This is a genomic window from Streptomyces polygonati (assembly GCF_042650325.1).
Lineage (GTDB): Bacteria > Actinomycetota > Actinomycetes > Streptomycetales > Streptomycetaceae > Actinacidiphila > Actinacidiphila polygonati.
Window position 1 is genome coordinate 87,938 of record NZ_JBHSBB010000006.1, and the last position, 21,924, is coordinate 109,861.

General features: G+C 72.3%; 19 protein-coding genes. 11 read left to right on the forward strand and 8 right to left on the reverse strand.

The window, feature by feature from the left end; all coding sequences use genetic code 11:
* Nucleotides 1–13: 13 nt before the first annotated feature.
* On the forward strand, nucleotides 14–1,099 hold the full coding sequence (locus ACFO3J_RS05820) for an Rv2578c family radical SAM protein (protein WP_386426756.1): 1,086 nt from the start codon (nucleotides 14–16) through the stop codon (nucleotides 1,097–1,099).
* A gap of 19 nt (nucleotides 1,100–1,118) precedes the next feature.
* Complete coding sequence (locus ACFO3J_RS05825; protein WP_386426758.1) at nucleotides 1,119–1,670, forward strand: GNAT family N-acetyltransferase; 552 nt, start codon at nucleotides 1,119–1,121, stop codon at nucleotides 1,668–1,670.
* A 17-nt stretch (nucleotides 1,671–1,687) separates the two neighbouring features.
* Here ACFO3J_RS05825 and ACFO3J_RS05830 read toward each other — a convergent pair whose 3' ends face one another.
* Nucleotides 1,688–2,149 carry an adenylosuccinate lyase gene (locus ACFO3J_RS05830; RefSeq protein WP_386426760.1) on the reverse strand — a complete coding sequence of 154 codons (462 nt, stop codon included), beginning with the start codon at nucleotides 2,147–2,149 and terminating at the stop codon, nucleotides 1,688–1,690.
* Nucleotides 2,150–2,587: 438 nt separating this feature from the next.
* Between ACFO3J_RS05830 and ACFO3J_RS05835 the strand changes: the two genes are divergently transcribed.
* The 8 genes from ACFO3J_RS05835 to pssA all read left to right on the forward strand — a co-directional run bounded on the left by ACFO3J_RS05835 (nucleotide 2,588) and on the right by pssA (nucleotide 12,442).
* A complete protein-coding gene (locus ACFO3J_RS05835) occupies nucleotides 2,588–4,330 on the forward strand; it encodes a 3-hydroxyacyl-CoA dehydrogenase family protein (protein WP_386426929.1) in 1,743 nt (580 codons plus the stop codon).
* Nucleotides 4,331–4,436: 106 nt separating this feature from the next.
* Nucleotides 4,437–5,228: a TetR family transcriptional regulator gene (locus ACFO3J_RS05840; RefSeq protein WP_386426762.1), complete on the forward strand. Its 792-nt coding sequence runs from the start codon at nucleotides 4,437–4,439 to the stop codon at nucleotides 5,226–5,228.
* A 397-nt stretch (nucleotides 5,229–5,625) separates the two neighbouring features.
* Nucleotides 5,626–6,969 carry a crotonyl-CoA carboxylase/reductase gene (ccrA, locus tag ACFO3J_RS05845; protein WP_386426764.1) on the forward strand — a complete coding sequence of 448 codons (1,344 nt, stop codon included), beginning with the start codon at nucleotides 5,626–5,628 and terminating at the stop codon, nucleotides 6,967–6,969.
* Nucleotides 6,966–8,972, forward strand: coding sequence for a protein meaA (locus ACFO3J_RS05850; RefSeq protein WP_386426766.1), 2,007 nt, complete (start codon nucleotides 6,966–6,968; stop codon nucleotides 8,970–8,972). The genes ccrA and ACFO3J_RS05850 overlap by 4 nt, the downstream gene beginning before the upstream one ends.
* A gap of 2 nt (nucleotides 8,973–8,974) precedes the next feature.
* Complete coding sequence (locus ACFO3J_RS05855; RefSeq protein WP_386426930.1) at nucleotides 8,975–9,505, forward strand: MaoC family dehydratase; 531 nt, start codon at nucleotides 8,975–8,977, stop codon at nucleotides 9,503–9,505.
* Between the two features lies 1 nt (nucleotide 9,506).
* Entirely contained in the window at nucleotides 9,507–10,721 is a 1,215-nt protein-coding gene (locus ACFO3J_RS05860) for an acyl-CoA dehydrogenase family protein (protein WP_386426768.1), read from the forward strand.
* Between the two features lie 202 nt (nucleotides 10,722–10,923).
* Nucleotides 10,924–11,571, forward strand: coding sequence for a phosphatidylserine decarboxylase (locus ACFO3J_RS05865; protein WP_386426770.1), 648 nt, complete (start codon nucleotides 10,924–10,926; stop codon nucleotides 11,569–11,571).
* The gene (gene pssA, locus ACFO3J_RS05870) at nucleotides 11,558–12,442 is read left to right on the forward strand and encodes a CDP-diacylglycerol--serine O-phosphatidyltransferase (protein ID WP_386426772.1); all 885 of its coding nucleotides are present in this window, start codon (nucleotides 11,558–11,560) and stop codon (nucleotides 12,440–12,442) included. The genes ACFO3J_RS05865 and pssA overlap by 14 nt, the downstream gene beginning before the upstream one ends.
* Nucleotides 12,443–12,725: 283 nt before the next feature.
* On the opposite strand, the gene ACFO3J_RS05875 is transcribed toward pssA, so the two are convergent.
* Complete coding sequence (locus ACFO3J_RS05875) at nucleotides 12,726–13,886, reverse strand: glycerate kinase (protein WP_386426774.1); 1,161 nt, start codon at nucleotides 13,884–13,886, stop codon at nucleotides 12,726–12,728.
* Between the two features lie 142 nt (nucleotides 13,887–14,028).
* Between ACFO3J_RS05875 and ACFO3J_RS05880 the strand changes: the two genes are divergently transcribed.
* Nucleotides 14,029–14,568 (forward strand): NUDIX domain-containing protein, encoded by a 540-nt coding sequence (locus tag ACFO3J_RS05880; RefSeq protein ID WP_386426776.1) that lies wholly within the window; start codon nucleotides 14,029–14,031, stop codon nucleotides 14,566–14,568.
* 81 nt (nucleotides 14,569–14,649) lie between these two features.
* Here ACFO3J_RS05880 and ACFO3J_RS05885 read toward each other — a convergent pair whose 3' ends face one another.
* The 6 genes from ACFO3J_RS05885 to ACFO3J_RS05910 all read right to left on the reverse strand — a co-directional run bounded on the left by ACFO3J_RS05885 (nucleotide 14,650) and on the right by ACFO3J_RS05910 (nucleotide 21,831).
* Nucleotides 14,650–16,104: a phytoene desaturase family protein gene (locus ACFO3J_RS05885; RefSeq protein WP_386426932.1), complete on the reverse strand. Its 1,455-nt coding sequence runs from the start codon at nucleotides 16,102–16,104 to the stop codon at nucleotides 14,650–14,652.
* 11 nt (nucleotides 16,105–16,115) lie between these two features.
* Entirely contained in the window at nucleotides 16,116–16,994 is an 879-nt protein-coding gene (locus ACFO3J_RS05890; protein ID WP_386426778.1) for an inositol monophosphatase family protein, read from the reverse strand.
* An 84-nt stretch (nucleotides 16,995–17,078) separates the two neighbouring features.
* Nucleotides 17,079–18,092 (reverse strand): TIGR03842 family LLM class F420-dependent oxidoreductase, encoded by a 1,014-nt coding sequence (locus tag ACFO3J_RS05895; protein ID WP_386426780.1) that lies wholly within the window; start codon nucleotides 18,090–18,092, stop codon nucleotides 17,079–17,081.
* A gap of 135 nt (nucleotides 18,093–18,227) precedes the next feature.
* Nucleotides 18,228–19,634: a dihydropyrimidinase gene (gene hydA / locus ACFO3J_RS05900; protein WP_386426782.1), complete on the reverse strand. Its 1,407-nt coding sequence runs from the start codon at nucleotides 19,632–19,634 to the stop codon at nucleotides 18,228–18,230.
* Nucleotides 19,631–20,983 (reverse strand): aspartate aminotransferase family protein, encoded by a 1,353-nt coding sequence (locus tag ACFO3J_RS05905; protein ID WP_386426784.1) that lies wholly within the window; start codon nucleotides 20,981–20,983, stop codon nucleotides 19,631–19,633. Before ACFO3J_RS05905 ends, hydA begins: the two co-directional genes overlap by 4 nt.
* A 5-nt stretch (nucleotides 20,984–20,988) precedes the next feature.
* Entirely contained in the window at nucleotides 20,989–21,831 is an 843-nt protein-coding gene (locus tag ACFO3J_RS05910; RefSeq protein ID WP_386426786.1) for a nitrilase-related carbon-nitrogen hydrolase, read from the reverse strand.
* Between the last annotated feature and the right edge of the window lie 93 nt (nucleotides 21,832–21,924).

Below are 21,924 nucleotides of genomic sequence, written 5' to 3' on the forward strand. Positions count from 1 at the left end.
GAAGGAGGGCGCGATGCGCTGGGACCAGCTGGACCGCAACGACTCCGAGGGCGCGCTGTTCGGTTCGGACGCGGTGACCACCCGCACCTTCGACACCCCCGGCTTCCGCGGCATCACCTTCCACGAGATACGCGCCCGCTCGATCCTCAACCGGGTGCCGGGCGCCTCCCGGATGCCGTTCGAATGGACGATCAATCCGTACCGGGGCTGCAGCCACGCGTGCGTCTACTGCTTCGCCCGCAAGACGCACAGCTATCTCGACCTCGACACCGGGCACGACTTCGACTCGCAGATCGTGGTGAAGGTCAACGCGGCCGAGCTGCTGCGCCGCGAACTCGCCGCACCGCGCTGGAAGGGCGAGCACGTCGCGATGGGCACCAATGTGGACTGCTACCAGCGGGCCGAGGGCCGCTACCGGCTGATGCCGGGCATCCTGGAAGCGCTGCGCGACCGGGCCAACCCGTTCTCGATCCTCACCAAGGGCTCGCTGATCCTGCGCGACCTCGAACTGATCCGGCAGGCCGCGACCGTCACCGACGTGTCCATCGCGCTGTCCATCGGTTTCGTGGACGGCGAGCTGTGGCGCACGGTGGAGCCGGGCACGCCGTCCCCGGACACACGGCTGGCCGTGTGCCGCACCTTCGCCGCGAACGGCATATCCCCGGCCGTCCTGATGGCCCCGGTGCTGCCCTTCCTGAGCGACTCCCCCGAGCAGCTGCGGGCGACGGTACGGGCGATCGCGGCGGCCGGCGCCGGCTCGATCACCCCGCTGGTGCTGCACCTGCGGCCGGGGGCCCGTGAGTGGTACATGGCCTGGCTGGCCCGGCACCACCCGCATCTCGTCCGGCGCTACGAGACGATGTACGCGGGCGGTTCCTACGCGCCGAAGTGGTATCAGCGGCAGGTCACCCGCCAGGTGCACGAGTTCGCCGCCGAGTTCGGCTGCGGCCCGTCCCGGGCGGGCGGACCGCGCCGTCTGACGCGACCGGACGGGGCGGAGCAGCCGGCGGACGAAGCGACGGACGAGGCGACGGACGAGGTCCGGAGCGGCGGCGGCGACGCCCCGGCGGGCGGGGACGTCCAGCTCACCCTGCTGTGACCTCTCCTAGAGTCGGCGCATGGTGCGCGTACGGCTGATGACCGACGACGATGTGCCGGCCGTCTCCGCGATCCGGGTCGCGGGCTGGCGGGCGGCTTACGCGGGGCTGGTCCCGCGGAGCTATCTGGACGCGATGGACGCGGCCGAGGACACGGCCGCCCGGCGCAGGTCGCTCGCGGCGGGCGGCGGCCGGGTACGCAATCTGGTGGCCGTGGAAGCGGCGGCGGCCGGGGGCGGCGGTGGCAGTGGCGGTGACGGCGGATCGGTGGTGGGCTGGGCGGCCTTCGGCCCGTATCGCGGGCAGCCGGGGACCGGCGCGGACGGTGAGCTGTACGCGCTGTATGTACGGCCCGACCGGATCGGCACCGGCGCCGGCCGGGCGCTGACCGCCGAGGTCGTCCGGCACGCGGCCGAAGCCGGCCGGCGCCGCCTGCTGTTGTGGGTGCTCGCCGACAACCACCGGGCCCGGCGCTTCTACGGGCGGGCCGGCTTCACCGCCGACGGTCTGGAGATGACCGAGGTCTACGACGGTGTCCCGCTGCGCGAACTGCGCTACGCCCGGGCCCTGTAGCCGGACGCACGAGGCGCCTACCGCTCGGCGGGAGCTTCCCCCCGGCCCGGTCCGGGGCCGTCCGCGGCGCCCGCCCCCAGGATTTCCAGGCCCTCCGCACAGGCCCGCGCGACGCGTTCGTGGGCCGGGCCCGGCTGGGCGCGCAGCCGCGCCAGGGTTTCGCTGAGCGCCGGTACGGCTTCGGGCGCGCGCAGCTCGACGAGCAGGCCGATGGCGGGCAGGGCGTACGCGACCCGCAGCGGGTTGGTGGCGAGCGCGGCCGCCGCCCGCCCGGTGCGCGGGTCGCCGAGCCGCAGCAGGGCCTTCGCGGCCTGGTGGGCCCGGGCCTCGTCGCGGTAGTTGAGCAGCAGCGCGAGGGTTTCGAACGCCCGCCGGTCCCCCGCCTCCGCGAGTTCGACGGCGGCGGCCTCCCGTACCTCCAGCGGGTGACCGGGGGCGCTGAGCACTTGGGCCAGACGGTCGCGTGACGCGGAATCCATCGGCTCACTGTAGGGGGGCGGCCGTGCTGACCCGGCTCGGCGCTCCGCTCATCTGCTCGGGTTCGCCATCAGACGCGCAAGGGGCTGGCGGTGAAGTTACCCACCGGTTACCCTCGAAGGGCCGGGTGTCCGGCGGTCGGTGACGCGACCGCGGCCACCGTGATCGGCGCGTCGGTTCGGCATCGCGGGCAGGCCCCCGGGACAGGGGCCCGCCGCATTGGCGCGGGCGCGCGGGGCCAGGTCCCGTGCGGGGCCCGCGACTCCTTCCCCTCTCCCACCGCCGAGGCGCTCGCCGCCCGCGGTTCCCGACGCCCCTGGAGTCACGCGATGGACCGTCCCTCCGCAGCCGCATCCCCGCTCGCCGGCCTCGACGGCCGAGCCGGCACCACCCCCTCCCGTCCTCCCTTTTCCCTGCTGGCCGTCGTGGGCCTGGGCACCATGGGGACCGGAATCGCCGAAGTGCTGACCCGCGGCGGGTACGAGGTGATCGGGATCGACCTCGATGCCGCCGCCGCCCGCCGCGCGGTGGCCGGGCTGGAGAACTCCACCGCCCGGGCCGTCGCGCGCGGCCGGATGTCCGCCGCCGAACGGGCCGGCGCGCTGGCCAGGTTCCGTACCTTTCCCGCGCTGGACGCCGCCGCCGAGGCCGATCTGGTGATCGAGGTGGTGGACGAGCGCTGGGCGGCCAAGCGCGAGGTGTTCACCGCGCTGGACCGGATCGCCCGACCGGGCGCGATCCTGGCCACCGGCACCAACGCGCTGTCGGTGACCCGGCTGGCGGCCGGCACCGGCCGCGCCGACCGGGTGCTGGGCCTGCACTTCTTCGCGCCGGCGCCGGCCATGAAGCTGGTGGAGGTGGTCTCCACTGTGTTGACCTCGCCGGAGGCCACCGCGGCCGTCGTCTCGCTGGTCCGCGCCCTGGGCAAGGAGCCGGTGCCGGTCGGCGACCGGCCGGGCTTCATCGCGGACGGGCTGCTGTTCGGCTACCTCAACCAGGCCGCGGCGATGTACGAGGCGGGGTACGCCAGCCGGGAGGACATCGACGCCGCGATGCGGCTGGGGTGCGGCCTGCCGATGGGGCCGCTGGCACTGCTGGACCTGATCGGCGTCGACACCGCGACCACCGTGCTGGAGGCGATGTACGAGGCGACACGCGACCGGCTGCACGCGCCCGCCCCGGTGCTGAGGCAGCTGACCGCGGCCGGACTGCTGGGCCGCAAGTCGGGGCGCGGCTTCTACGCGTACGAGGGCCCGGGCAGTTCGGCGGTGCTGCCCGACGACCGGACACCCGGCCCGGCGGCGCACCCGCGGTCCGCCGCCGGGCGGACCGTGCGGCGGGTCGGGGTGGCCGGTTCGGGGACGATGGCGGCCGGCATCGCCGAGGTCTTCGCGAAGGCCGGCTTCGGTGTGGCGCTGGTGGCCAGGAGCCGGGAGAAGGCCGAGCTGGCGGCGGCCGGGACGGCGGCGTCGCTGGACCGCTCGGTGGCCAGGGGGCGGCTGACCGTGGAGCAGCGGGACGAGGCGGTGGCGCGGGTCGCGCCGAGCGGCTCGTACGACTCGCTGGCGGACGCCGATCTGGTGGTGGAGGCGGTGGCCGAGGACCTGTCGGTCAAGCAGCGGCTCTTCCGGACGCTCGACACGGTGTGCAAGCCCGGCGCCGTGCTGGCCACCACCACCTCCTCGCTGCCGGTGGTGGCCGTCGCCCGCGCCACCGGCCGTCCGCAGGACGTGCTGGGACTGCACTTCTTCAACCCGGCGCCGGCCATGCGACTGGTCGAGGTGGTCAGGACGGTCCTGACCGCGCCGGATGTGCTGACCACCGCGCACCGGGTGTGCGGGGCGCTGGGCAAGCACCCGGTGGACTGCGGGGACCGGGCGGGCTTCATCGTCAACGCCCTGCTCTTCCCGTATCTGAACAACGCGGTGAAAATGGTCCAGGACCATTACGCGAGCGTGGACGACATCGACACGGCGATGAAGCTCGGCGGCGGCTATCCGATGGGCCCTTTCGAGTTGCTGGACGTGGTGGGCCTGGACGTCTCGCTGGCCATCGAGCGGGCGCTGCACCGGGAGTTCCGCGACCCGGGCCTCGCCCCGGCGCCCCTGCTGGAGCACCTGGTGTCGGCGGGCTGCCTGGGCCGCAAGACCGGTCGCGGTTTCCGCGAGTACGCCCGCGGCTGAGGCGCCGCCCGGCCGGCGCGGAGAGCACCGGCCGGCGCGTCCGGCGGCCGGTGGAGGTTTTCCCCCGACCGCCGGACGGGGCGCTCCGGCGTGTTACGTTCCCCACATGCCCCAGTCCGTGAAGTCCGATGTTCCCGAGACCGCGAGCGGCCGGAAGGCCGCCGCGCAGCGCCACCGGGTGCGGCAGGATCTCGCGTCGGCGGCGATGCGCCTGTTCGCGACGCAGGGGTACGAGGAGACGACCGTCGACGAGATCGCCGCGGCGGCCGGCGTGGCCCGGCGGACCTTCTTCCGGCACTTCCGCTCCAAGGAAGAGGCGATCTTCCCGGACCACGACGACACGCTGGTCAGGGTGCAGGCGGTGCTGGACTCGGCGGACCCGCGCGAGCACCCGCTGGACACGGTGTGCCGGGGCATCACCGAGGTGCTGCGGATGTACGCGCAGGTGCCGGAGATCTCGGTGGAGCGCTATCGGCTGACCCGCGAGGTGCCGACGCTGCGCGAGCGGGAGATCGCCTCGGTGGCCCGCTACGAGCGGCTGTTCACCCGCTATCTGCTGGGCCATTTCGACGAGGGCGCGCACCGCGACGGCGACGACGATCCGCTGCTGGCCGAGGTGGCCGCGTCAGCGGTGGTGGCGGCGCACAACCATGTGCTGCGACGCTGGCTGCGCGCGGGCGGCAAGGGCGATGTGGAGACGCAGCTCGATCATGCCTTCGAAGTCATCAAGACCACCTTCGGCACCGGGATCGGCGCCGGCCGGATACCCGTCAGGGGTGCGGCCGAGCCGACGTCGGTGGTCTCCCGGCACGGCGAGGTGGTGGTCGCGGTGGCCCGTACCGACGCCTCCCCGGCGGAGATCCTGCGCAGCATCGAGGAAGCGCTGCGCAAGGCCTGACCCCCACACATCACGTCCACCGCGCGGCGGTGGCACCCCAGCGGCCGTCCGGTGCGATCCGGGCGGCCGCTGGCGCTCGTCTGCGGACACCCGGCGACACATGAGAAAAAATCATGGCACCCAGTGTCTTTACGACTGGCACGCGGTGCCATACCGTGAAGCCACCTCCCAGCGGCACCCGGGAGAGCGACCGGCCGCCTGTCCCGACGGCCCGAAGCCTGCGTCACCAGGCAGCACCGCAGCGGCGCGGCAGCGCGATACCGCGGCACCGCGCGGCGTCCGCACCGCCCGACCGAACACGCACCTGATCGCCGGACCGACGACGGCACCCCTTCCCCCATCGACCCCCGCGTTCCCGCGAGCACCGCGAGGGAGCGTTCCGCCGGAGGCGAGTCATATGAAGGAAATCCTGGACGCGATCCTCGCGCCGGACAGTTCGGCCGCCGATGTCGCGGCTGCGAGACTGCCCGAGGCGTACCGCGCCGTCACCGTCCGCAAGGACGAAGCCGAGATGTTCGCCGGGCTCGCCAGCCGGGACAAGGACCCGCGCGCCTCGCTGCATCTGGAGGAGGTGCCGGTGCCCGAACTCGGCCCCGGCGAGGCCCTGGTGGCCGTGATGGCCAGCTCCGTCAACTACAACTCGGTGTGGACCTCGATCTTCGAGCCGGTGCCCACCTTCGCCTTCCTGGAGCGCTACGGGCGCACCTCGCCACTCGGCAAGCGGCACGATCTGCCGTACCACGTCATCGGTTCCGACCTGTCCGGCGTGGTGCTGCGCACCGGGCCCGGGGTCAACCGGTGGAAGCCGGGCGACCGGGTCGTCGCGCACTGCCTGAGCGTGGAGCTGGAGTCCGCCGACGGGCACAACGACACCATGCTCGACCCGGAGCAGCGGATCTGGGGCTTCGAGACGAACTTCGGCGGTCTGGCCGAGATAGCCCTGGTGAAGTCCAACCAGCTGATGCCCAAGCCGGAGCATCTCACCTGGGAGGAGGCCGCCGCCCCCGGCCTGGTCAACTCCACCGCCTACCGCCAGCTCGTCTCACGCAACGGCGCCGGGATGAAGCAGGGCGACAATGTCCTGGTCTGGGGCGCCAGCGGCGGACTCGGCTCGTACGCCACCCAGTTCGCGCTGGCCGGCGGCGCGACCCCGGTCTGTGTGGTGTCCAGCCCGCACAAGGCCGAGATCTGCCGGAAGATGGGCGCGGAGGCGATCATCGACCGCGAAGCGGAGGGCTTCCGCTTCTGGCGGGACGAGCACCGCCAGGACCCGCGCGAGTGGAAGCGCTTCGGGGCGCGCATCCGCGAACTGACCGGCGGCGAGGACGTGGACATCGTCTTCGAGCACCCGGGCCGCGAGACCTTCGGCGCCTCGGTGTACGTCACCCGCAAGGGCGGCACGATCGTCACCTGCGCCTCCACCAGCGGTTACACCCACGAGTACGACAACCGCTATCTGTGGATGAGCCTCAAGCGGATCGTCGGCTCGCACTTCGCCAACTACCGCGAGGCGTGGGAGGCCAACCGCCTGGTCGCCAAGGGCCGTATCCACCCCACCCTGTCCCGTACCTACGCGCTGGCGGACACCGGCCAGGCCGCGTACGACGTGCACCGCAACCTCCATCAGGGCAAGGTCGGCGTCCTCGCGCTGGCCCCGGCCGAGGGCCTGGGCGTGACGGACCCCGAACTGCGGGCGAGGCACCTGCCGGCGATCAACCGCTTCCGGGGGGCGGCGTCGTGACGCCCCGCGGACAAGGCGGGAAGGACCGGCCCTGGCTGATGCGGACCTACGCCGGCCACTCGTCCGCCGAGGCGTCCAACCAGCTCTACCGGAGCAATCTGGCGAAGGGCCAGACCGGCCTGTCCGTCGCGTTCGACCTGCCGACGCAGACCGGTTACGACCCGGACCACGCGCTGGCGCTGGGCGAGGTGGGCCGGGTCGGCGTGCCGATAGCCCATCTCGGGGACGTACGGCGGCTGTTCCAGGACATCCCGCTGGAGCGGACGAACACCTCGATGACGATCAACGCCACCGCGATGTGGCTGCTGGCGCTGTACCAGGTGGTGGCTGAGGAGCAGGGCGCCGACCTCACCGCGCTCCAGGGCACCACGCAGAACGACATCGTCAAGGAGTACCTCTCCCGGGGGACGCATGTCTTCCCGCCGGGCCCGTCGCTGCGGCTGACCACCGACATGATCACGTACACCGTGCACCACATGCCCCGCTGGAACCCGATCAACATCTGCAGCTACCACCTCCAGGAGGCGGGGGCCACCCCGGTCCAGGAGATCGCCTACGCCATGTCCACCGCGATCGCCGTACTGGACGCGGTGTTCGCGTCCGGGCAGGTGCCCGAGGAGCGGCGCGGTGACGTGGTCGGGCGGATCTCCTTCTTCGTGAACGCCGGGGTGCGCTTCATCGAGGAGATGTGCAAGATGCGCGCCTTCGGGCAGATCTGGGACACCGTGACGCGTGAGCGGTACGGCGTCCGGGACCGGCGGCAGCGGCGTTTCCGCTACGGCGTCCAGGTCAACTCGCTCGGCCTGACCGAGGCGCAGCCGGAGAACAACGTGCAGCGCATCGTGCTGGAGATGCTCGCCGTCACCCTGTCCAAGGACGCCCGTGCCCGGGCGGTGCAACTCCCGGCCTGGAACGAGGCGTTGGGCCTGCCCCGGCCGTGGGACCAGCAGTGGAGCCTGCGGATGCAGCAGGTGCTGGCGCACGAGAGCGACCTGCTGGAGTACGAGGACGTCTTCGCCGGCAGCCATGTGGTCGAGGCGAAGGTCGCCGAACTGGTGGCGGCGGCGAACGCCGAGATGGAGCAGGTCCGGGAGCGGGGCGGCGTGCTGGCCGCGGTCGAATCCGGCTATCTGAAGGGCCGGTTGGTGTCCGCGCACGCCGAGCGGCGGGCCCGGATCGAGTCCGGCGCGGACAGGGTCGTCGGCGTGAACTGCTACGAGTCCACCGAGCCCAGTCCGCTGACCGCCGATCCGGACACCGCGATCATGACGGTGGACCCGGCCGCCGAGGCCCGGGTGGTGGCCGCGCTGCGCGACTGGCGGGCGGACCGGGACGCACAGCGGTGCCTGACGGCGCTGTCCGCGCTGCGCTCCGCGGCGGCCGGCACCGGGAATCTGATGGCGCCGACCCTGGAGTGCGCCCGGGCGGGCGTCACCACCGGTGAGTGGTCCTCCGCGCTGCGTGACGTCTTCGGGGAGTTCAGGGCCCCGACCGGGGTGAGCGGCGCCCCGGTGGCGGTGACCGCCGAGCCGGGCGGTGAACTGGCCGCGGTACGGCGCAAGGTGGCCGGCACCGCGGCCGAACTGGGCTGCGCCCGCCTGCGGTTGCTGGTCGGCAAGCCGGGGCTCGACGGGCACTCCAACGGCGCCGAGCAGATCGCGGTACGCGCCAGGGACGCCGGCTTCGAGGTGGTCTACCAGGGGATCAGGCTGACGCCGGAGCAGATCGTCTCGGCGGCGGTCGCCGAGGACGTGCACTGCGTGGGGCTGTCGATCCTGTCCGGTTCGCACGCGGCGCTGGTGCCCGAAGTGCTGGCACGGTTGCGGCAGGCCGGCGCGGGGGACGTCCCGGTGGTGGTCGGCGGGATCATCCCGGCGGCCGACGCCAGGGAGCTGCGGGCCGCCGGGGTGGCGGCGGTCTTCACCCCCAGGGACTTCGGTATCACCGGGATCATCGGCCGGATCGTCGACGAGATCCGGCTCGCGAACAAGCTGGAGGTATGACTGTGCGGTTCGGGCGCACCTTTGAGGAATTCGAGATCGGTGCCGTGTACAAACACTGGCCGGGAAAGACGGTCACCGAATACGACGACCATCTTTTCTGTCTGCTCACCATGAACCACCACCCGCTCCATCTGGACGCCAACTACGCCGAGAAGTCGACGGACTTCGGCCGTAACGTCGTGGTGGGCAACTACGTCTACTCCCTGCTGCTCGGCATGTCGGTGCCGGACGTGTCCGGCAAGGCGATCGCCAATCTGGAGGTGGAGTCGCTGCGGCATGTGGCACCGACCTTCCACGGCGACACGATCTACGGCGAGACCACCGTGCTGGACAAACGGCCCTCGGCCTCGAAGGACGACCGCGGCATCGTCCAGGTCGAGACGAGGGGCTACACCCAGGACGGCACGCTGGTGTGCGTCTTCCGCCGCAAGGTGATGGTGCCGACCGCCGTCTACGTCGAGCGGCGCGGCGGCGAACAGCCCGGCCGGCCGCAGCCGGCCCCCACCGGCCCGGACTCCCGAGGAGGGAACTGACATGGCCGACCGGCTCGCCCAGACCGACGGCCTGACCGACATCCAGCGGGAGATCCTGGCCACCGTCCGCTCCTTCGTGGACAAGGAGATCCTGCCGCACGCCACCGAACTGGAACACCGCGACGAGTACCCGTCCGCGATCGTCGAGGGACTGAGGGAACTCGGCCTGTTCGGGCTGACGATTCCCGAGGAGTACGGCGGGCTCGGTGAGTCGCTGCTGACCTACGCGCTGACCGTGGAGGAGATCTCCCGCGGCTGGATGAGCGTCTCCGGCATCGTCAACACGCATTTCATCGTCGCGTACATGATCAAGCAGCACGGCACCCGGGAACAGAAGGAGTACTTCCTGCCGCGGATGGCCACGGGCGAGGTACGTGGCGCGTTCTCGATGTCGGAGCCGGGAACGGGTTCGGATGTCGGCGCGATCCGCACCAGGGCCGTACGGGAGGGCGACACCTACCTCCTCAACGGCCAGAAGATGTGGCTGACCAACGGCGGCTCGGCCAACCTCGTCGCGGTGCTGTGCCGGACCGACGAGGGGCAGCCGGCCGATGCCCCGCCGCACAGGTCGATGACCACCTTCCTGATCGAGAAGGACCCCGGCTTCGGGCCCAACACCAAGGTCCCCGGACTGACCGTGCCGGGCAAGATCGAGAAGATGGGCTACAAGGGGGTCGACACCACCGAGCTGGTGCTGGAGGACGTACGGGTCCCGGCCGACCGGGTGCTGGGCGGGCGGAGCGGCGCGGGGTTTTACCAGATGATGGACGGCGTGGAGGTGGGCCGGGTCAATGTTGCCGCCCGGGGCTGCGGGGTGGCCCGCCGCGCCTTCGAGCTGGGCATCACCTACGCACAGCAGCGGCACACCTTCGGCAAGCCGATCGCCGAGCACCAGGCCATCCAGTTCAAGTTGGCCGAAATGGCCACCAAGGTGGAGGCGGCGCACCTGATGATGGTCAGCGCGGCCCGCAAGAAGGACTCCGGCCTGCGCAACGACCTGGAGGCCGGAATGGCCAAATACCTGGCCGCGGAGTTCTGCAAGGAGGTCGTGGAGGACTCCTTCCGCATCCACGGCGGCTACGGCTTCTCCAAGGAGTACGAGATCGAGCGGCTGTACCGGGAGGCCCCGATGCTGCTGATCGGCGAGGGAACCGCCGAGATCCAGAAAATGATCATCGGGCGGCGGCTGTTGGAGGAGTACCGGATCCATGACTGACTCTCGTCAATTGTCCGCCTTTGCGGTAATTTACCCCCCATAACGCGTCATTGAAGGTCACCCTGTGTCACCGGCGGTGCCGCAGGAACCAGCCATCGACTCGCCCTCCAGCTTGCCGAGTTGCCCGTGTCAGCCGGTAGCATCGAACAAAGCCGCCGTCCCCTGAAGCAATTCGCGGCATCCTCCGCTACGAAGGTCTTCCATGCCCCACAGCCATTCCTCTGCACCACGCGGCCGGGTCCGCCTCGCGCGCGGAGCGTCGCCGTGGCTCCTCCCGACCGTGGCCACCGCGGCGGTCAGTCTCTCCCGTGCCCGCCGCTCCGGACGCTGGGCGACCGTGGCCGTTCCCGCCACCGCGCTCGCGGCCGGCATGCTGTGGTTCTTCCGCGACCCGGAGCGGGAGATCACCGAGGGCCGTGTGATCTCCCCGGCGGACGGTGTGGTGCAGAGCATCATGCCGTGGAAGGACGGGCGCACCCGCGTCGCGATCTTCATGAGCCCGCTGAACGTCCATGTGAACCGGGCCCCGCTCGCGGGCACGGTCACCTCGGTCGAGCACATCCCCGGTGGGTACGTACCGGCGTTCAACAAGGAGAGCGAGCACAACGAGCGGGTGATCTGGCACTTCGACACCGAACTCGGTGACATCGAGGTGGTGCAGATCGCCGGCGCGGTGGCGCGCCGGATCGTCCCGTACGTGCCGCGCGGCTGCAAGGTCGAGCAGGGGGACCGGATCGGGCTGATCCGCTTCGGTTCACGGGTGGACATCTACCTCCCCGAGGGCGTCGAGCCCTCGGTCGAGGTCGGGCAGACCACCACGGCTGGGGTGACTCGCCTTGACCGTGGTTGATCCCGAGACGCAGTCCTCGGCACCCACCGGGAGCACCGTCGCCGGGCCGTCCTCCTGGGTGAGCGAGCTGGAGGAGGAAGTCGGCGACCTGCCGCTGTCCACCCGGCTGTCCATCGCGGACGCGCTGACCCTGGGCAACGCGATCTGCGGCTTCATGGCCGTCTACTTCACCACCACCGGCGTGCTCGTACCGCATCTGATGGGGACGAGCGACGGCGCGATGTCCAAGCACAGCGCGGCCGGCGCGGTGACGCTGATGCTGCTGGCGTCGGTCTTCGACCTCTTCGACGGGCTGGTGGCGCGCAAGCTGCGCAGCTCCGCGATGGGGGCGGAGCTGGACAACCTCTCCGACCTGATCAGCTTCGGCCTCGCGCCCGCCTACTTCGTGATCGTCTGGGGCATCGTCTCGGACGACGCGCACGGCAAGGTCGCGGCGCTGGCCGCGGTCATGGTGGTCCTGGCGGTGGTGCTGCGGCTGGCCCGCTTCTCCTGCACGACGCTGCGGGACGGGGTCTTCCAGGGCATGCCCAGCCCCTTCGGGGCGATGACGGTCGTCTCGCTGGTACTGCTGGAGCTGCCCTTCATCCCCACGGTCCTCGGCGTCGTCGGGGTCGCCTGGCTGATGGTGAGCCGGGTCGAATACCCCAAGCCCCGGGGCCGTCTGGCGCTGATCACCTTCTGCTGGACCCTGGTCAGCATGGGCTGCCTGATCGCCTGGACGCTCAACGTCCCCGGCGGCCACGGCCTCCTCCAGGCCGGCGCGGCCCTCCAGTGCTGCGCCGCGGCGGTCATCCCCTGCTTCGCCACCACCCGCCGCGTCAACACCTTCCGCGCCAACCGGCGCGAGGCCCGCACCCAGGCCGCGCGCTAGCCCACCCCAAGGCCCCCGGAACCCGGTCAATCCGGGCCCCGGGGGCCTTTTGGCTTCCCGCCGAGGTCCTCCGGGGGCGCGGGAGGCGGCCGCGCTGCCCCCCGTCCACCGCAACGGCGGGCAGCGGGAACAGCGCGAATCGGCGGCGCCGAACAACCGCACACGGGCGACCCCCGGGAGGGAGAGCCCCCGGGCACCGGCACCCGAGGCGGAGGAACCGCCGGGCGCCGGCCCTCCCCGGGTAGCGGGCCCGCCGGGGTGGGCGCCTCCGCCGGTCAAAGACCTACGGCGCGCGGAGCAGGAAATCGTGCGCCAGCGCCGCGGCCGCCCGCTCCAGCAGCGGCCCCGCCTCCGCCATGCAGCGCTCGGGGTCCGGCTCGATCGCGGTGAGGGCGTACGCGCGGCGGATGCCGGCCGCGCCCAGCGCCGCGGGCGGCAGGGAGAGGCGGCCGCAGACGGCGACCACTTCGAGGCCGCGGGCGCGGGCCGCCTGGGCGACGCCCACCGGCGCCTTGCCGTGCAGGGTCTGCTCGTCGAGGGAACCCTCGCCGGTGATGACCAGGTCGGCCCGGCCCAGCGCCTCCTCGAAGCCCAGCACCTCCAGCAGGACGTCGATACCGGCCCGGAACGTCGCCCCGAGCCCGACCAGCGCGCCGAAGCCGATACCGCCGGCCGCACCCGCCCCCGGCGCCCGCGCCGCCGCGGTGGCGACCGGGGTCACCTCGGCCAGCACCTCCGCGTACCGGCCGAGCGCCACGTCCAGCAGGGCCACGTCCTCGGGCGAGGCGCCCTTCTGCGGACCGTAGACCGTCGCGGCGCCCGTCGGGCCGAGCAGCGGGTTGTCGACATCGCTGGCGAGGACGATCTCGGTCTTGGCCAGCCGCGCGTCGAGATCGGTGAGGTCCGCCGTGGCCAGCGTGGCCAGCGGTCCCCCGCCGGGTGCGACCGGTACCCCGTCGCCGTCCAGCAGCCGCGCGCCGAGCGCGCTGAGCATGCCGGCCCCGCCGTCGTTGGTGGCGCTGCCGCCGACCCCGAGCACGATCGTGCGGGCGCCCGCGTCCAGCGCGGCCCGCAGCAGCTCACCGGTGCCGTAGGTGGTCGCCGCCAGCGGCGCGAACACCCCCGGCGGCAGGTGCCGCAGCCCGGAGGCCTCGGCCATCTCCACCACCGCGGTGTCCCCGCGCAGCGCGTACGCCGCCCGCACCGTTTCGCCCAGCGGCCCGGTGACCCGCACCTCCCGCCGCTCGAACCCGGCGGCGACCGCCGCGTCGACGGTGCCGTCACCGCCGTCGGCGACCGGCACCGACTCGACGGTCAGCGAGGCCACGACCCTGCGCAGCCCGGCCTCGACATGGACGGCCACCTCGGCCGCGGTCAGCGAGCCCTTGAACTTGTCCGCGGCGATCAGCACCCGCGCCGTTGATTGACTTGCAGCGTCGGACACGTGGTGACTCCCCAGCCGGAAACGGAACGTCGCGCCGCTTCGGACCCTATCCCGGCCCGGTGCCGACCGCCCACGGGAGCCACCCCGCGTGGCCGTACATCTGCGGCCACCCGGGCGAGGCCCCGACCCGTAGGTTGGCCTCATGAGCCTCGATTTCGCCACCTACCTCGCCGGTCTGCCCAGGATTCTGGCCGGCGCGAACACCCTCTTCCGTTCCGCCGACGGCCGGCTGCTGCTGGTCGAGCCGAACTACCGGGACGACGGCACCTGGACACTGCCCGGCGGGACGATCGAATCCGACGAGGGCGAGACCCCCCGGCAGGCGGCCCGCCGCGAGACCGTGGAGGAGATCGGCCTGGACATCGCGCCGGGCGCGCTGCTCGCGGTGGACTGGGTGTCCAGGCCGGGCCGGCCGCCGCTGACCAGCTATCTCTACGACGGCGGGGTGCTCGACGAGGCGCAGCTCGGCGCGATCAGGCTGCAGGAGGAGGAGCTGGACTCCTGGCAGCTCACCCCGGTGGAGGATCTCGACCGCTATCTCACCCCGGGCGCGGCCCGCCGGGTCCGGGCCGCGCTGGGCGCGCTGGCGACCGGCGCCGGGCCGGCCGAGCTGGTCAACGGCCACCCGGCGGAGCAGGTCGAGCGGGAGACCCGGGAGAAGCCGGGGACGCCGCGGAGCTGACGCCGGACGGGCGGCGCCGGCGCCGCGGGCCTCACCGGCCGGGGCGTCGGCACCCCCGGAGGAGCGGGCCGGCACCGCCCCTCAGCGCGACGAAGACGCGGTCTGCCGGTCCGCCTTCGCGGTCCGGGCGGCCGAGCGGCGCAGATGCCGCAGCACCGCCTTCGCCGCGTTGTGGCCGCTCATTCCGTGCACGCCCGGGCCCGGCGGGGTCGCCGAGGAGCACAGGAAGACGCCGGGGCGGCGGGTGGCGTACGGGATGGCGGCCAGTCGGGGGCGCAGCACCGTCTGCAGGCCGGCGAAGGCGCCGCAGGCGATGTCACCGCCGACGTAATTGGCGTTGCGGGCGGCGAGAGCGGCCGGGCCGGTGACCGCCCGAGCCAGGACCAGATCGCGGAAGCCGGGGGCGAAGCGTTCGATCTGGCGCTCCATCGCGTCGGTGGCGTCGCCGTGCCAGTCGTGCGGGACGTGCGCGTAGGCCCAGAAGACATGCTTGCCCGCCGGCGCCCGGGACGGATCGACCACGGTGGGCTGCGAGGTGATCAGGAACGGCGTCTGCGGGGCGCGGCCGGTGACCGCGCGGCTCAGCGCGTCGCCGATCTCGGTGTAGCTCGGCCCGAGGTGCACGGTGCCGGCCCGGCGTGCCTGCGGCGCGGTCCACGGCACCGGCCCGTCCAGCGCGTAGTCGATCTTGAAGACGGAGGGACCGTAGCGGTAGCCGCGGTACGCGTCGCCGAGCGAGGCGATCCGGGCCAGCGCGGTGGGCGAGGTGTCGAAGACGTACGCCCGGGCCGGCGGCAGTTCGTCCAGCTTGCGGACGGTGAATCCGGTGCGGATCTCGCCGCCGAGTTCGGTCAGCAGCCCGGCCAGCGCGTCGGAGATCGCCTGTGAGCCGCCGCGGGCCACCGGCCAGCCGCGCTCGTGCGCGGCCAGCGCGAACATCATCGCCATCGCGCCGGTGAACGGCTCGGTCAGCCGGGAGATCGCGTGCCCGGCGAGCCCCGCGATCAGCGCCCGGGCCTTGGGGTCGCGAAAGCGCAGCGCCAGCGCGGCGGCCGGCGGGGTGCCGGTGAGCCCGAAGCGCACGAAGCGGTACGGGTCGCGGGGCAGCCCGGCCCACGGGGGCCGGAAGAAGTCCTCGGCGATGGCGTCCCAGTGGCCCGCGTAGGGGGCCAGCAGCCGCCGGTAGGTGCCGGCGTCGCGGGGGCCGAGCGAGGCGGCGGTCTCCCCCACCGTCCGGCCGAGCACCGCCGCGGTGCCGTCCGGGAAGGGATGGGCCATCGGCACCTCGGGATGCAGCCACTCCAGCCCGTGCCGGGCCAGCGGCAGCGCGCCGAAGGCGGGCGAGCCGACGCCGAAGGGGTGCACCGCCGAACAGGGGTCGTGCCGGAAGCCCGGCAGGGTCAGCTCCTCGGTGCGGGCGCCGCCGCCCACCGTGCCGGCGGCTTCGTAGAGCTGTACGGACAGTCCGGCGCGGGCGAGTTCGACGGCGGCGGTCAGCCCGTTGGGACCGGCGCCGACCACGACCGCGTCGACCACGACCGCCCGGCTCACCGCCCGACCGCCTCGGAGTCCGGGGCCAGGATGCCGATGATGCGTCTCGCGGTGGCCTCGTCACGGGCGACGGTGAAGGGCAGGGTGTTGCCGCCGGCCACCTGGAAGGGCAGGCCGGCCGCGGTCAGGCTCGTTCCGCCCGCCTCGGCGACCAGCAGCAGTCCGGCGGCGTGGTCCCAGGGCGCCTCCCAGAAGAACGCCACCGCGTCGGACAGCCCGCGGGCCACCTCCAGATAGCCGAGTCCAGCGCTCGTCAGGCAGGGGACGCAGTCGGCGCCGGAGGCCATCAGCCTTTCCAGCGCGGTGCGTTCGCCATCGGTGCGGAACACCGGGTTGGAGATCCACACCCGCAGCGGTTCACGTACCACCGCGGTGCGCAGCCGCTTTCCGCCGAGGTACGCGCCCTGTCCGCGGCGGGCGGTGGCGAACAGGTCGAGCTGCGGGGCGTACGTCCAGGAGGCGAGCGGCTGCCCGGCGCGGACCAGGGTGACCAGCGTCGAGAAGCCGGTATCGCCGCGGACGAAGGCGGAGGTGCCGTCCACCGGATCGATCACCCAGACCGGGTCGTCGCCGTGCAGCCGGTCCAGCAGCCCCGGGTCGGCGCTGACCGCTTCCTCGGCGACCACGACGGAGCCGGGGAGCAGGGCCGACAGCTCCTCGGTGAGACGCTCCTCCGACCGGCGGTCGGCGGTGGTGACCAGGTCGTGCGGGCCGTTCTTCTCGACGATCTCGGCGGCGGCCAGGCGCCGCCAGCGTGGCACGACCTCGGCCGCCACGACCGCCTTGATGGTGTCCTCGACCGCGGCGACCAGCGCGTCCGTGACGCCCTCCGCCTCCGCTGTTCCACCGGTGACCGAACCGACCTCGTTGCCCATGACGCCATCCAATCAGACCCCGGGGCACCGCGGCCCCGGCCCCTCGCGCGGGTGCGCCCCCGCCCCGGGGGAACGCGGGGGGATTCAGCGCATCGCCGGAATGATGTGCTCCCCGTAGGCGTCGATCACCGCCTCCTTCGCGTCGTGCATGGCGTAGATCGCGAACTGGTCGACTCCCAGGTCGCGCAGCGCGGCCAGCTTGTCCAAGTGGGCCTGCGGGGGCCCGATCAGGCAGAAGCGGTCCACGATGTCGTCGGGGACGAAGGCGGCGTCGGGGTTGCCGGCGCGGCCGTGGTGGGAGTAGTCGTAACCCTGCCGCTGCTTGATGTAGGCGGTCAACTCCTCGGGCACCAGGGCGGAGTGCTCGCCGTAGCGGCCCACGAGGTCGGCCACGTGGTTGCCGACCATGCCGCCGAACCAGCGGCACTGCTCGCGGGCATGGGCGAGTGTCTCCGGGGCGTCGTCGGCGGTGATGTAGGCGGGCGCGGCGACGCAGATGGTGACCGACGCCGGGTCGCGGCCGGCCTGCTCGGCGGCCTGGCGCACAGCTTTGACGAGTTGCTCGGTGAGGAAGACGTCGGCGAGTTGGAGGATGAAGCCGTCGGCCTTCTCGCCGGCCAGTTTGAGCGCCTTGGGGCCGTAGGCGGCCATCCAGACCGGGAGCCGGCCGTCGGTGACCCAGGGCAGCCGCAGCGCGGTGCCGTCCACGTCGGCCTCGCGGCCCTCGGCGAGGTCGCGGATGGTGGTGATGGCCGCTTCCAGCCGGGCCAGGGTGTTGGGCGGGCGGCCGGCCACCCGCATCGCGGAGTCGCCGCGGCCGATGCCGCAGATGGTGCGGTTGCCGTACATCGAGTTGAGGGTGGCGAAGGTGGAGGCGGTCACCTCCCAGGTGCGGGTGCCCGGGTTGGTGACCATGGTGCCGACGGTGAGCCGGTCGGTGTGGTCGAGGATGCGGCTGTGGATGACGAAGGGTTCCTGCCACAGCACGGCGGAGTCGAAGGTCCAGCCGTGGGTGAAGCCGTTGCGTTCGGCGCGGCGCATCAGGCCGACGACGGTCGAGGCGGGCGGGTCTGTCTGCAGCACGAGGCCGAAGTCCATGACACCACTCCTTAGCGGGGCTCGCGGAGCACTACGGGGCTGATGGGTCGGTGGGTGACGGGTCGGGGAGTCGGGGCTGGCTTGCCGGGGGCCGGGGGCCGGGGCGGTGGTGGGGCGGTGGTGGGGCGGGCGGCCTCAGCCGAGGTACTGGCAGATGCCGCGGGGTGTGTACCGGCCGTGGCCGGCCCGGCCGACGTAGGAGCGGTCCTGGATGACGGGGACGCCGCGGGACAGCACCGTCTCGACCCGGCCGGTGATCCGCCGGCCCTCGTAGGCGCTGTAGTCCACGTTCATGTGATGGGTGCCGGCGGAGATCACCTGCTCGGCGTGCGGGTCGTAGACCACCACGTCGGCGTCGGCGCCGGGTGCGATGGTGCCCTTGCGCGGGTAGAGCCCGAACATCCGGGCGGGGGCGGCGCAGGCGATGTCGATCCAGCGGCGGCGGCTGATCCGGCCCTCCACGACGGCCTGGTGCAGCAGGTCCATCCGGTTCTCCACGCCCGGCAGGCCGTTGGGGATCCTGGAGAAGTCGCCCTGGCCCATGTCCTTCTGCCCGCTGAAGCAGAACGGGCAGTGGTCGGTGGACACCACCTGAAGGTCGTCGGTGCGCAGGCCCTGCCACAGCGCGGCCTGGTGCTCGCGGGGCCGCAGCGGCGTACTGCACACGTACTTGGCGCCCTCGAAGCCGGGCTCCGCCAGATTGTCGGTGGACAGGAACAGATACTGCGGACACGTCTCGCCGAACACCGGCAGGCCCTGGTCGCGGGCGGCGGCCAGTTCGGCGACCGCCTGCTGGGCGGAGACATGCACGACGTAGAGCGGGGAGCCGGCCACCCGGGACAGCTGGATGGCGCGGTGGGTGGCCTCGGCCTCCAGCAGGGCGTGGCGGACCTCGCCGTGGTAGCGGGGGTCGGTCTTCCCGGCGGCCAGTGCCTGCTGGACCAGGACGTCGATGGCGATGCCGTTCTCGGCGTGCATCATCACCAGGCCGCCGTTGCCGGACGCGCGCTGCATCGCCCGCAGTATCTTGCCGTCGTCGCTGTAGAAGACGCCGGGGTAGGCCATGAACATCTTGAAGCTGGTCACGCCCTCCTCGACCAGGACGTCCATCTCCTTGAGCGTCTCGTCGTTCACATCGGAGACGATCATGTGGAAGGCGTAGTCGATGGCGCACTGGGCGTCGGCCTTGTCGAGCCAGGCGTCGAGTCCGGAGCGCAGGCTGCGGCCGATGTCCTGGATGGCGAAGTCCACGATGGTGGTGGTGCCGCCCCAGGCCGCGGCGCGGGTGCCGGTCTCGAAGGTGTCCGAGGCGGTGGTGCCGCCGAACGGCATCTCCATGTGGGTGTGGCCGTCGACGCCGCCCGGGATGACGTATTTGCCGGTGGCGTCGATGACGTGGTTGTCGGTCCAGCTCTCGGCGGCCGACGAGCCGTGGGCGGCGATCGCGGCGATCCGGCCGGCCTCGATGAGGACGTCGGCGTGCGTCTCGTCGGCCGCGGTGACGACGAGACCGCCGCGGATCACGGTGCGGGGGGCGGTCACAGGACGCTCCCTCCTTCCGGGACGGACTGGGCTTCCAGCGCGGACTGCACCTGCTTGAGGGCCATTTCGAGGGCGGCGGCGCCCTCTTCGGCCTCGGCGACGGTGAGCGAGAGCGGCGGCGCGATCCGCAGCGCGTTGCCCGCCCGGCCGCCCTTGCCGATCAGCACGCCCTGTTCACGGGCGGCTTCCTGCACCAGGCCCGCCGCGCTGCCCGAGGGGGTGTCGGTGCCCGGGTCGACGAGTTCGATCCCGAGCATCAGGCCGCGGCCGCGCACCTCGCGGACCATGCTCAGCCCGGCGCCGATCGCCTCCAGCCGGGACCTGAGCAGGCCGCCGACGCGGCGGGCGTTGCCCGGCAGGTCGTGGTCGATCAGATAGGTGAGGTTGGCCAGCGCGCCCGCCGCAGTGACCGGACTGCCGCCGAAGGTCGAGATGGAGTTGGCGTTCATGCTGTTCATCACCTCGGCGCGGGCCACCACCCCGCCCATCGACAGGCCGTTGCCGATGCCCTTGGCGAAGGTGAGGACGTCCGGCGGTCCGGCCTGGCCGTGCGCCTGCCAGCCCCAGAAGTTGTCACCGGTGCGGCCCCAGCCGGTCTGCACCTCGTCGGTGATCCACAGGATGCCGTGCCGGTCGAGGACGCGCTTGAAGGCGGCGAGCAGTCCGTCCGGCCCGGAGGTGAAGCCGCCGACGCCCTGCACCGGTTCGGCGATGAAGGCGGCCACCGTGCCATTGGCCTGGCCGAGCATGTCCTCCAGGTCCTCGACGCAGGCGGCGGTGAACGCGGCGTCGCTCAGATACGCGTACGGCCCGCGGGTGCGCACCCCGCCGTGCACGTACAGCGTCTGGAGCGGGGAGAGGCTGGTCGGGGACCAGGCGGAGTTGCCGGTGATGCCGATCGAGGTGAAGGAACGGCCGTGGTAACTGTTGCGCAGCGCCAGGATCTGGTTGGAGCGGCGGTAGTTGGTGGCCAGCAGCAGCGCGGTGTCGTTGGCCTCGGTGCCGGAGGTGGTGAAGAACACCCGGGCGTCCGGGATGCCGGACAACCGGGCGATCCGCTCGGCGAGTTCGACCGCGTGGTGGCTGAGGTAGAGGGTCGAGGAGTGCAGCAGTTTCCCGGCCTGCTCGCTGACCGCGGCGGTCACCTCGGGCAGCGCGTGCGCGGTCATGGTGGTGAGGATGCCGCCGAAGAAGTCCAGATAGCGGGTGCCCTCGGCGTCCCAGACGTGCCGGCCCTCGCCGTGGGTCAGCTCGATGGGCGAGGTGTAGTACGTGGCGAGCCAGTCCGGGAGGACGGCCCGGTGCCGCAGATGCAGGTCGGCGTGGGTGTGCTCGGTCGAAGTCGCCATCGCGCTCATGCCCCTGTCAGGTCGCCGTAGGCCTCCGGCCTGCGGTCGCGGTAGAACGCCCAGGTCTGGCGGACCTCTTCGATCAGGTCGAAGTCGAGGTCGCGGACCAGGAGTTCCTCCTCCTTGTCGGAGGCCGCGCCGTCCACCAGCTGGCCGCGCGGATCGACGAAGTAGCTGGTGCCGTAGAAGTCGTTGTCGCCGTAGGGTTCGCGGCCGACCCGGTTGATCGCGGCGATGAAGTACTCGTTGGCGACGGCGGCGGCCGGCTGTTCCAGCTGCCACAGGTACGCGGACAGGCCGCGGCTGGTGGCGGAAGGGTTGTAGACCAGCTGGGCGCCGGCCAGGCCGAGGGCGCGCCAGCCCTCGGGGAAGTGGCGGTCGTAGCAGATGTAGACGCCGATCCGGCCCACCGCGGTGTCGAAGACCGGCCAGCCGAGGTTGCCGGGCTTGAAGTAGTACTTCTCCCAGAAGCCTTCGACCTGCGGGATGTGGTGTTTGCGGTATTTGCCGAGGTAGCTGCCGTCGGCGTCGATGACGGCGGCGGTGTTGTAGTAGACGCCGGGCTGCTCCGTCTCGAAGACGGGCACGACGATCACCAGGCCGGTCTCCCGGGCCAGCGCCCGCATCCGCTGGACGGTCGGTCCGTCGGGGACGGCCTCGGCCCAGCGGTAGTGCTCGGCCTGCTGGACCTGGCAGAAGTAGGGGGCGTTGAACACCTCCTGGAAACCGATCACCCGGGCGCCCTGGGCCGCGGCGTTCCGGGCGTGTTCCTCATGCTTGGCGATCATCGACTCGGTGTCGCCGGTCCAGGTGGCCTGGACGAGCGCGGCACGCACGACATTGCTCATGAGCAGCTCCTCTGACGTGACGTCACGTCGGTTCTACGCACGTAGATCCCGCCGTGGGGAAGAACGTAGAAGCGCGGAGACCACCATGGCAAG

Excerpts from the sequence above, each read along its gene's own strand:
- ACFO3J_RS05825 (WP_386426758.1), top strand. The coding sequence starts at position 1,119 with ATGGTGCGCGTACGGCTGATGACCGACGACGATGTGCCGGCCGTCTCC.
- ACFO3J_RS05880 (WP_386426776.1), top strand. The coding sequence starts at position 14,029 with ATGAGCCTCGATTTCGCCACCTACCTCGCCGGTCTGCCCAGGATTCTG.
- ACFO3J_RS05840 (WP_386426762.1), top strand. The coding sequence starts at position 4,437 with ATGCCCCAGTCCGTGAAGTCCGATGTTCCCGAGACCGCGAGCGGCCGG.
- ACFO3J_RS05820 (WP_386426756.1), top strand. The coding sequence starts at position 14 with ATGCGCTGGGACCAGCTGGACCGCAACGACTCCGAGGGCGCGCTGTTC.
- ACFO3J_RS05890 (WP_386426778.1), bottom strand. The coding sequence starts at position 16,994 with ATGGGCAACGAGGTCGGTTCGGTCACCGGTGGAACAGCGGAGGCGGAG.
- ACFO3J_RS05910 (WP_386426786.1), bottom strand. The coding sequence starts at position 21,831 with ATGAGCAATGTCGTGCGTGCCGCGCTCGTCCAGGCCACCTGGACCGGC.
- ACFO3J_RS05835 (WP_386426929.1), top strand. The coding sequence starts at position 2,588 with ATGGGGACCGGAATCGCCGAAGTGCTGACCCGCGGCGGGTACGAGGTG.
- ACFO3J_RS05895 (WP_386426780.1), bottom strand. The coding sequence starts at position 18,092 with ATGGACTTCGGCCTCGTGCTGCAGACAGACCCGCCCGCCTCGACCGTC.
- ACFO3J_RS05905 (WP_386426784.1), bottom strand. The coding sequence starts at position 20,983 with ATGGCGACTTCGACCGAGCACACCCACGCCGACCTGCATCTGCGGCAC.
- ACFO3J_RS05865 (WP_386426770.1), top strand. The coding sequence starts at position 10,924 with ATGCCCCACAGCCATTCCTCTGCACCACGCGGCCGGGTCCGCCTCGCG.
- ACFO3J_RS05860 (WP_386426768.1), top strand. The coding sequence starts at position 9,507 with ATGGCCGACCGGCTCGCCCAGACCGACGGCCTGACCGACATCCAGCGG.
- ACFO3J_RS05830 (WP_386426760.1), bottom strand. The coding sequence starts at position 2,149 with ATGGATTCCGCGTCACGCGACCGTCTGGCCCAAGTGCTCAGCGCCCCC.
- ccrA (WP_386426764.1), top strand. The coding sequence starts at position 5,626 with ATGAAGGAAATCCTGGACGCGATCCTCGCGCCGGACAGTTCGGCCGCC.